Here is a 3,516-nt window from a genome sequence, read left to right as displayed (position 1 = left end):
ATGAGACAGGGAACCACATACCGCCGCGGGTAACAGGATGGCCGACCTCCTGACCGGCGGGCGGGCGGTTGCCGGGGCCAGCGCGTCCCGTTCGGGCGCTGTCCCACACGACGGCCCCGGCAACCGCCAACCACTCCGGCGCCCGAGAAGTCAGTGTTCGGGTGGGTCGGCCCGTTCGACACCGAGCTGGTCGTCGAAGGCGCCCTGCGCTGATCGGCGACGTGCGAGCCAGGGTCGAACCAGCCAGGTCCCGATGAACAGTGCACCGAACACCACCCCCGCTACCGCCGCCGCGACAGGGCCCGCCACGACATCGAAGAGCAGCACCGCCACTCCGACAAGTGCCACGCCGAGCAGTATCACTCCGGTGAGCGCGAGTTGATTCGACGCCGAGACCAGCCACGCGAGCTGATGCCGGCGAAACAGCAGCCGATGCGCGGCCACGGGGGCGACCAGCAGCGCGGTAGCGCAGAGCGAGGCGGTGAGAACGACCAGGTACAGCACCCGCATCGACGTGCTCAACGATTCGAATCGAGGCTGGAACGGCAGCACCATCAGAAACCCGGTGAGCAGTTGAACGCCGGTCTGCACCACGCGCAATTCCTGCAGCAGTGATGCCCAGTTCCGGTCGAGTCGCTGGATCTCGGTCTCGCCACGAACGCGCTGATTCCAGGAAGAGTCATCCATCACCAGACCCTCCTGCCTCGGCGCTCCGAATACGGTCCATCGCCGAGCCGAGAACCCAGCTTGCGGCGGTGACTCGAGAACGCGCCGCCGTCCTCCACCGAAGTGATCACCCCAGTATTCACCTCCACGACAGAAAGTACGTCGGATACTCGGTCGAATCCGTACCCCATGGGCTATTACAACAGGACGGTCACAACGCCTGACAGACGAATACTCGCGTGCTCAAATGGGTACTACCAACCGCTCGTGAGAACGCAGGAACAGCCGGGACACTGCGAATCCTGCCGGTGCCGAGGAAATCCCGCTCGGGTGTAGTAGTCCTACCGGATCACCGGCCACAGTCCCCGCAGCGTCGGCGAAAGCACAGTTCCAGAAAGACCGAGGAAGTTGTCATGCGCTATTCCGACCATCTCGCACTCGACTTCGTTGATCCCCTGCCCGAATCGGAACCTGAAGCACCATTCGTCCACTGGCCCGAACCCAGTCCGTTGCAGTCATGGTGGACCGAGATCATGGGCGGGATCAGGAACAGAGCTATGCCGTGATCGTGCCGGCCCCGATAGCCAGGTAGGCCGTCATCAGAATGAACAGAAACCAGCCCGCGCCCTGCCATGTCCGCCACGAGTTGCCCGCCCGCCACCGCTGGTAGGTCTGGATGAACGCGCCGATACCGCCGAGCAGCACAACGGCCGAGGGTCCGATCACGATCACCGATTCGGACAGGGTGTCACACAGGTGCGTCTGCGCGTCCGCGCACGCACCCCGGTTGGCCGCCCACACGTTCACGGTGGCGAAGACAAGAGCCGCGACACCCACCACGCAGACGACGTAGAGCACGGCACGCCGGTATTCCCCGTCGTCGGCCCCCGGCTTTTCGACGTCGTCGGCCATCAGCAGCGCCGCGAGACAGTCGACAACTCCGAGCTCCTCGCCGACCCGGATTCGGTGGTCCTCGGCATCACGACACCCTCTCTGAGCGCGGTCTCCTACCGCGCTACCCGCGCTGGAACATCCGAAACAGAGATGGATTCGCGCGTGCATACGACGAACCCCGTTGCGCGAAAACCCGGCGATGTTCGTCGAAATCCCGGTCATACTGGCCGACGTGGAAGCAGTCGAAGTCGTTGTCGCCCATCACGAGCGCGCGACGGTGCGTGCGGGCGAGGTGTTCCTGAAGATCGACACCGACCAGGCACGCACCGACGTCGAGGTCGCAGCAATGGCAGCCGCACCGATTCCGACACCGGAGATCCTGTGGCGCGAGCCGCCCGTCCTCGCACTCGCCGCGCTCGCGGGTCGCGCACTCGGCCGCCTCGGTGAACCGTCGACCGCATCCGCGGCGGCGTGGTCCGCGGCAGGCGCCGCTGTCCGGATGTTGCACGACGCGCCGCTGCCACCCCGACTGGGTCGCCGCCTCGATGAACTCACCTCGGAACTCGATGGTGAATGCGAGTGGCTCGTCACCAACAGCGTGCTTCCGCCCGACCTGGTCACCCGCAATCGCCGGATCGCCGAGTCGGCATTGCGGCCGTGGACACCGGTGTTCATCCACGGCGATCTTCAAGTCGCCCACGTGTTCGTCGCCGGTGACGAGGTCACCGGGGTGATCGACTGGTCCGAGGCCGCCCGCGGCGATGCCATGTACGACCTCGCCACCCTGACGCTCGGGCACGAGGAACACCTCGACGAGGTGATCGCCGGGTACGGCACCGACATCGACCTCGACGTGATCCGCGCGTGGTGGTCGTTGCGCAGCCTGCTGGGAATCCGCTGGCTGGTCGAGCACGGCTTCGACCCGAACTCGCCCGGCTGCGAGGTCGATGTGCTGAAAACCCAGGCGATGCGAGACCGACGAGGGAGTCAGCGCCGTCCGGCCTAGTTTTCGTCGAGGAATCTCGCGAGCTGTTCGATGACGGCGAGTGGCTGCTCCTGCTGGACCCAGTGCCCGGCATCGGGTACCAAATAGGTACCGGTGAACTGCGCGCACACGTCTTCCGCCATGGTGCGCAACGCGCCGGGCGATTGCCAAATACCCCAATCGCATCGGCCGGCAAGGAATTGGGTGGGCACTTCGATACGTGGGACGGTCGGCGTTTCTGTGAGCGGCAGGGTGAGAGCTCTGTACCAGTTGAGTGGGCCCTGGAATTCCGTGCGACCGAATTCTCGAGCGTAGAAATTCAGTTCTTCGTCGGTCAGCCAGGCACAGTCGGCCCGCTCCTGCGGTGAGGGTAAGTGCGGCGCTACTGTTTCCGGCATGCCGACGCCCGCGTCCATGACGTAGTACCGCGGCAGGAGTGCCAAATCGGCCGCGGTCGGTCCCGGGAGTTCTCCGGCGTCCGCATTGCCCGGCCAGTCAGCGCTCTTCATATGGAAATACGCGTGCAGAAAGTCGGCGATCCCTTGCGGGGCATGGTAAATGTCTGCGGCGCTCGAGGTTCCCGCGAAATAATGCTGGTAGTGCCTGCGCGGTGGTGACAGCGCGCGCAGGGCGTCGTCGAGTTCGGTCGAGGACTTGGGGATTCCCGCACCGGCGAACGGCGCGCTCATCATCGTCAACGAGCTGATGACGTGTTCGCCGCCGAGCGTGGCCCATCCCGCGACAACAGAGCCGAAGTCGTGCCCGACCAGATGCGCCCGGTCATAGCCGAGTGCGCGAACCAGACTCAGCGCGTCGCGGGCCAGATTGTCGGTTCGGAAGGACGCCAGGTCGGTGACATCGCTGCCCGTCGTTCGGCCGTAGCCGCGTTGATCAGGGGCGACCACATGAAATCCGGCGTCGGCCAGCGGCGCCAAGACCTTGCGCCACGAGTACGCCAGTTCGGGAAACTG

4 protein-coding genes are annotated in these 3,516 nt (G+C 65.2%); 1 reads left to right on the top strand and 3 read right to left on the bottom strand.

Translation table 11 applies throughout. The features are described 5' to 3' along the window. Nucleotides 1–150: 150 nt before the first annotated feature. Both ACFWF3_RS28710 and ACFWF3_RS28705 read right to left on the bottom strand, forming a co-directional pair. Nucleotides 151–687: a DUF6328 family protein gene (locus ACFWF3_RS28710; protein WP_379316633.1), complete on the bottom strand. Its 537-nt coding sequence runs from the start codon at nucleotides 685–687 to the stop codon at nucleotides 151–153. A gap of 534 nt (nucleotides 688–1,221) precedes the next feature. Next, nucleotides 1,222–1,578: a hypothetical protein gene (locus ACFWF3_RS28705; RefSeq protein WP_379316631.1), complete on the bottom strand. Its 357-nt coding sequence runs from the start codon at nucleotides 1,576–1,578 to the stop codon at nucleotides 1,222–1,224. Nucleotides 1,579–1,792: 214 nt separating this feature from the next. On the opposite strand from ACFWF3_RS28705, the gene ACFWF3_RS28700 reads away from it, so the two are divergent. Next, nucleotides 1,793–2,566 carry a phosphotransferase family protein gene (locus ACFWF3_RS28700; RefSeq protein ID WP_379316629.1) on the top strand — a complete coding sequence of 258 codons (774 nt, stop codon included), beginning with the start codon at nucleotides 1,793–1,795 and terminating at the stop codon, nucleotides 2,564–2,566. On the opposite strand, the gene ACFWF3_RS28695 is transcribed toward ACFWF3_RS28700, so the two are convergent. Further along, nucleotides 2,563–3,516: alpha/beta fold hydrolase (locus tag ACFWF3_RS28695; RefSeq protein WP_379316627.1), on the bottom strand; the 954-nt coding region annotated here is incomplete at its 5' end. The genes ACFWF3_RS28700 and ACFWF3_RS28695 overlap by 4 nt on opposite strands.

This window comes from Nocardia sp. NPDC060220, assembly GCF_042727815.1.
In the GTDB taxonomy this organism is placed as follows: Bacteria; Actinomycetota; Actinomycetes; order Mycobacteriales; family Mycobacteriaceae; genus Nocardia.
Note: the sequence above shows the minus strand (reverse complement) of the source record. Positions and strands in the feature narration are given on the sequence as shown.